Source organism: Pseudomonas tehranensis (genome assembly GCF_014268615.1).
Taxonomy (GTDB): domain Bacteria; phylum Pseudomonadota; class Gammaproteobacteria; order Pseudomonadales; family Pseudomonadaceae; genus Aquipseudomonas; species Aquipseudomonas tehranensis.
Genome location: NZ_JABWQV010000290.1, coordinates 1 through 5,600, shown reverse-complemented (window position 1 = coordinate 5,600; position 5,600 = coordinate 1). Strand labels below are relative to the sequence as shown.

Sequence of the window (5,600 nt, the reverse complement as noted above, 5' to 3'; positions counted from 1 at the left end):
CCCAGCGGGAGCAAGCTCCCTCGCCACCATGGGGTTTGTCCAGGCAGAAAGGGTTAAACCGGTTTGCTCTTGAGATTCCGCGCATACCAAGGCCGTTGCGGCACGCGGCGAAACAGTTCGGAGAGTTTTTTGTCATCGCTGCCGAAGGTGATGCGCAGGGCCAGTTTCATGGTTTCCGGGTCCATCTCCACCGAACGTCCGGGCTGCAACCCCGGCGTGGTGCTGCAGCCGTGGGTGTCCGGGCCCAGCCAGGGGTCGGCGATTTCGACCCAACGGCCCGGGGCGAACCAAGGCACGCCGTTGACCTCAAGCCGGCTCACTTCCCCCGGATGGAAACGCTCGTGGGCCCGGAACCAGTCTTCGAGGCGGTCGTCGATCCAGCCATGGAAGGCCCAGAACACCGGGTTCACATGGGAGGAAAACGGGTCGCCCAGAAAGTCGTTTTCCGGCTCATACCAGCGCTGGGCGAAGTCGGCCGGGTCGCGGGCGAAGGGCACCGGGTGGCCGTTGGAAGGATCGCGGGGCACCGAGGCCCAGCGCATGTGCAGCCAGTCGTGCAGGCCCAGCTCCACTTCCGAGCCGAACTGGCCCAGGGTCAGTTTCGACAGGTAGCGCGGGTCGCGGTAGCGCGATTCCCAGACCTGGAAATTGCTGTGGTAGGTCTCGGCAGTCTTGATGTCACTCACCCATTGGGCGTACTGCTCGTCGCCGCTGGCCAGCCAAGTGGGCGGCAAAGCTGTGCCATCGTGGTTATCGAAATACCGGGCAAAGCCCAGCCGATCACGCTCCAGCTCCGGTTGCGGCAAGGGGAAGCGCGGCCACGACGGCAGCGGCTGGAACGATCGGGCCGTGCCGAGCATGTGCCGGTGCATGAAAAAGAAATCCACGCCCGAGCCGTTGCGATCCTTGCGCTTGCCGCGAGCGTCACGTTCATGGTCCCGTGGACCGGGCTGCCAGCCAATGCCGCGCAGGGCGTTGCGCTTATCTTCGTCCAGGCTGTGCCATTTGTCCCGTGAGGCGTGCCAAAGCTGATGGAACAACCGATGCTCCGGCGACACCAGCCAGGCCAGCAACGGCGGGCTCAGCGGCGTGCGTTCCCGGGCTTCGGGGAACGGCAGCTTGCGGGCGATGAACTGATTGTCGAGTTCCGGCAGCGTCAGCGGGCGATCCAGGCGCAACACGCGACCGCTGAGGGTGGCGGTGCCGGCATTGCCGAAGCCGGCCCAGACCTCGTCCAGGGTCATGATGAATTCGTAGTCCGGTGCCCCATGCTGGGCACCGCTCAGGCGCCAGCTCAGTTGTTTCGGATCGGTTCCGGCCAAATCGCCCAGCACTCGATAATGAGGCTCATCACCGGCGCGCAGGCGTTCAGCGGTGTCGAGGCAGCCCACCAAGCCACGCCCCTTGTGGGCAATGTCGAGGAACACTTGCAGACCGTCACTGGGCAAACCGTCCAGGCCCGCGTCGCTTCCTGAAAAACGGATCGTCCAGATCCCCCGCAGCGTATCGGCCCGGCGCTGCCCCGCCACGTCCGCCACATCGAATGAGGCCTCGCCGGGGGTGATGGTGGGGTCCGGCCGGGTCAGTTCGCGATGCCCGTAATACACCGCAGGCACGGCGGCACCGGTCAGCGCCAGGCCCGCCATGAACCATCGTCGAGAAATCGTCATTACCTTACCTGTGTTCGGCCCTGGGGCGGGCGTTATCCAAGCTAGAACGATGGGCGGGCCAACAAATTTATAGAGGCTGTGAGGGCCTCATCGCGAGCAGGCTCGCCCCCACAACGGAGGTGCGTACATTCGATGAAAATTTAATGAGTTCAAGGCCGCCTTCGCGAGCAAGCCCGCTCCCACACTGGAACGCGCTGAATTCCACTGTGGGAGCAAAGCTTGCTCGCGATGGGGCCATCAGGCTCACCTAAATTTCCTGCCCGATCACTCGTTCTCCCCAGATAGCAAAGCCCCCCGCAGCGAACCTGACTGAGATCGGCAATGACAACACCACGTTCGAAAAAAGCTCTCTTCATCGGCGTGCCCCTGGCCCTTGCACTGGTGGTCGGTGGCGGCCTCGCGGCCTGGGACCACTGGTGGCGAGACAACCCCGGCTACCCGGTCAAGGTGATGAAAGAAGCTCGCGAGCTGCACGAGCGCCTGCTCTCCTTTGACAGCCACATCAGCCTACCGCTGGATTTCGGCACCGCCGGCAATGAAGCCGACAAGGACGGCGGCGGCCAGTTCGACCTGATCAAAGCCAATCGCGGGCATCTGTCCGGCGCGGCGCTGACGATCTTCGGCTGGCCGGAGCTGTGGAACGGCCCCAATGCGCCGCACAAGCCCACCGCCGGTTTCGTCGAGGAGGCGCGCAATCAGCAGGAAGTGCGCTACAAGATCATCACCGGCATGGTCCGCGACTTTCCCAACCAGGTCGCCATCGCCTACACCCCGGATGATTTTCGGCGCCTGCATGGCGAAGGCAAGTTCGCGATTTTCATCAGCATGCTCAACGCCTATCCCCTGGGCCATGACCTGAGCCTGCTGGACCTGTGGACGGCGCGGGGCATGCGCATGTTCGGCTTCAGTTACATCGGTAACAACGACTGGGCCGACTCCTCGCGCCCGCTGCCGTTCTTCAACGACTCACCTGACGCCCTCGGCGGCCTGTCGGAGATTGGCAAGCAAGCGGTGACGCGCCTGAACGACCTGGGCGTGATCATCGACGTGTCGCAGATGTCGACCCAGGCTCTGGAGCAAGTTGCCCAACTGAGCCGCACGCCCTTGGTGGCGTCCCATTCCGCACCCCGGGCCATGGTGGATATCCCGCGCAACCTCAGCGACAAGGAAATGCAGCTGATCAAGGCCAGCGGCGGCGTGGTGCAAGTCGTCGGTTTCTCCCAATACCTGCGCCCGCTGACGCAAAAGACCCAGGACAAGCTCAACGACCTGCGCCAACGTTTCGACCTGCCACCGCTGCCCAACCTGGCCATGGCGCTGATGCCGGGCGATCCGATCATCGCCGCGTGGCCGGAACAGAAATTCGGTGAATACGCCGGCCAGCTCTACGGCATTCTGGAGGAGGAACCCAAGGCCAGCCTCAAAGACCTGGGCGACGCCATCGATTACACCGTGCGCAAGATCGGCATCGACCATGTCGGCATCAGTTCGGACTTCAACGAAGGCGGCGGCGTCAAAGGCTGGGAGGACGTGGGCGACATCCGCAACGTCACCGCCGAACTGCTGACCCGCGGCTACTCCGAAGCGGACATCGCCAAACTGTGGGGCGGCAACTTTCTGCGGGTCTGGGATCAGGTCCAGCAAGCCGCCCGCCCCGCCGTGGCTTCGAACCAGAAGGCCGGCCAACCATGAACGAACGCCGTACCTTCCTGAAGCAGGCCGGGATCCTCGCCGCCGGCTTGCCGCTGGCCACCAGCCTGCCTGGCACCGCTATCGCCGATCCGCTGCCGCCGCTGCCCCGAGACAAATGGGCGCAGTTGCGCTCGCTGTTCAACCAGGACCCGGACTACCTGCACTTCTCCAATTTCCTGGTCACCACCCACCCGCGGCCGGTACGTGAGGCCATCGACAGGCATCGCGCCGCACTGGATAAAAACCCGGGGCTGTTGATGGACTGGGACCTGGGCGTCACCAAGGAGCGTGAGGAAAACGTCCGCGCCTGGGCCGGCCGCTACTTGCAAGCAAACCCTGCGCAGATCGCCCTCACCGGCAGCACCACCGAGGGCCTGGCGATGATCTACGGCGGCGTTCATGTGGCAGCCGACCAGGAAATCCTCAGCACCGCCCACGAACATTACGCCACCCACACCATCCTTGATTTGCGCAACCAACGGGATGGCACCCGGGTGCGCAAGATCAAACTGTTCGAGAACGCCCACAACGCCAGCCACGAGGAAATCCTGAGCGCCATCGACCGCAACATCCGCCCGCAAACCCGCGTACTGGGCATGACCTGGGTGCATTCGGGCAGCGGCGTGAAGCTGCCGATCGACAAGATCGGCGCGCTGGTGGACAAGCACAATCGGGGCCGCAGCGATGCGCAACGCATCATCTACGTGGTGGACGGCGTGCACGGCTTCGGTGTTGAAGACCTGAGCTTCCCAGCGATGAATTGCGACTTCTTCATCGCCGGCACCCACAAATGGATGTTCGGCCCACGGGGCACCGGCCTGGTGTGCAGCCGCAGCGAAGAGCTCAAGTACGTCACGCCGATCATCCCGACCTTCTCCGAGGCCACGGCGTTTTCCACCACCATGACGCCCGGCGGCTACCACGCCTTCGAGCATCGCTGGGCGGCGGACGAGGCGTTCAAGCTGCACTTGCAATTGGGTAAGGCCCAGGTGCAGGCGCGCATTCACGCGCTCAATACCTACTTGAAAAAACAGCTGCTGGCGTTGCCGCAAATCGAGCTGGTCACGCCCATGAGCCCGGACGTGTCGGCCGGTTTCACCTTCTTCCGGGTCAAGGGCCGTGAGAGCGACGAGATCGCCGCCTACCTGATGCAGAACCGGGTGATTGCCGACGCCGTGCATCGCGACGCCGGGCCTGTCATTCGAACCGCGCCGGGCCTGCTCAACACCGAAGACGAGATCGATCGCTTCATGGGCTTGCTGGGCAAGACACTCTGAACCTGACTATCGAGAGAGATGGATGAACAGTTTTTCCTTGAAGCTATTTCCGGCACTGGCCCTCGCCGCCCTGCTGCCCTCCGGTGCCCAGGCGTCGCAACCGGGCCAGGTCTTTCGCGACTGCAAGGACTGCCCGGAAATGGTCGTGCTGCCCACCGGCACCTTTCAGATGGGCACCCCGGAAGATGAAGTGGGACGCGAGCCCGACGAAGGCCCGATGCACCCGGTGACCTTCGCCAAACCGCTGGCGATCAGCCGCTTTCAGGTGCTCAAAGGCGAATGGTTCGCCTACCTGCGTGACACCGACTATCAGATGCCCGACGGCGATGAGCGTCCCGGCCGCGCGTGCAAGGCCGGGATTCCTGATTACCAAGGCAGCGACCCGCGCAAGCAATACACCGACCGGCATCCAGCAGTGTGCATGGATTTCGCCGAAGCCAATGCCTACGTGGCGTGGTTGTCGAAAAAAACCGGCAAACAATACCGGCTGGTCAGTGAATCCCTGCGCGAATACGCGGCACGCGGCGGCACCACGGGGCCGTTCCCCTTCCCGTTCGATGAAGGCAAGGAGTACAGCATCGCCCAACACGCCAACACCTACGGCGCGGCCGATGGCTACAACTTCACGGCACCGGCCGGTACTTATCCGCCCAATGCATTCGGGGTGTACGACATGCACGGCAATGTCTACGAGTGGACGGCCGATTGCTACAACGAAAACTACGCCGGCGCACCCAGTGACGGCAGCGCCTGGCTGACCGGCAAGTGCGAGTACCAGCGCATCCGCGGCAACGATTGGGGTGAAGCCCCGGTGTTCTCCCGCTCCGGCAACCGCAACGCGCTGGTGCCCAGTGTGCGTGGAGACTGGATCGGCTTTCGGGTGGCGCGGGATATGTGAACTCGCTTCGCCGATGCTCCTGAAGACAGGCTTTTGTGGGGGGGGGGGGGGGGGCCCCCCCCC

The 5,600-nt window shown here is 63.8% G+C and carries 4 protein-coding genes; 3 read left to right on the top strand and 1 reads right to left on the bottom strand.

Annotated features, from left to right (window positions below):
* Positions 1 to 53: 53 nt before the first annotated feature.
* Positions 54 to 1,670 (bottom strand): pyoverdine maturation tyrosinase PvdP, encoded by a 1,617-nt coding sequence (gene pvdP, locus HU811_RS24250; protein WP_186658503.1) that lies wholly within the window; start codon positions 1,668 to 1,670, stop codon positions 54 to 56.
* Positions 1,671 to 1,991: 321 nt separating this feature from the next.
* Here pvdP and pvdM point away from each other — a divergent pair, with 321 nt between their 5' ends.
* Genes pvdM through pvdO form a run of 3 tightly spaced genes read left to right on the top strand, consistent with a single transcriptional unit; the run spans position 1,992 to position 5,537 of the window.
* Positions 1,992 to 3,362 (top strand): pyoverdine-tailoring dipeptidase-like protein PvdM, encoded by a 1,371-nt coding sequence (gene pvdM / locus HU811_RS24245; RefSeq protein ID WP_186658501.1) that lies wholly within the window; start codon positions 1,992 to 1,994, stop codon positions 3,360 to 3,362.
* A complete protein-coding gene (gene pvdN / locus HU811_RS24240) occupies positions 3,359 to 4,639 on the top strand; it encodes a pyoverdine-tailoring periplasmic protein PvdN (RefSeq protein ID WP_186658500.1) in 1,281 nt (426 codons plus the stop codon). The genes pvdM and pvdN overlap by 4 nt, the downstream gene beginning before the upstream one ends.
* Positions 4,640 to 4,661: 22 nt before the next feature.
* Positions 4,662 to 5,537 carry a dihydropyoverdine dehydrogenase gene (pvdO, locus tag HU811_RS24235; protein WP_186658499.1) on the top strand — a complete coding sequence of 292 codons (876 nt, stop codon included), beginning with the start codon at positions 4,662 to 4,664 and terminating at the stop codon, positions 5,535 to 5,537.
* The last annotated feature ends 63 nt before the right edge of the window (positions 5,538 to 5,600 follow it).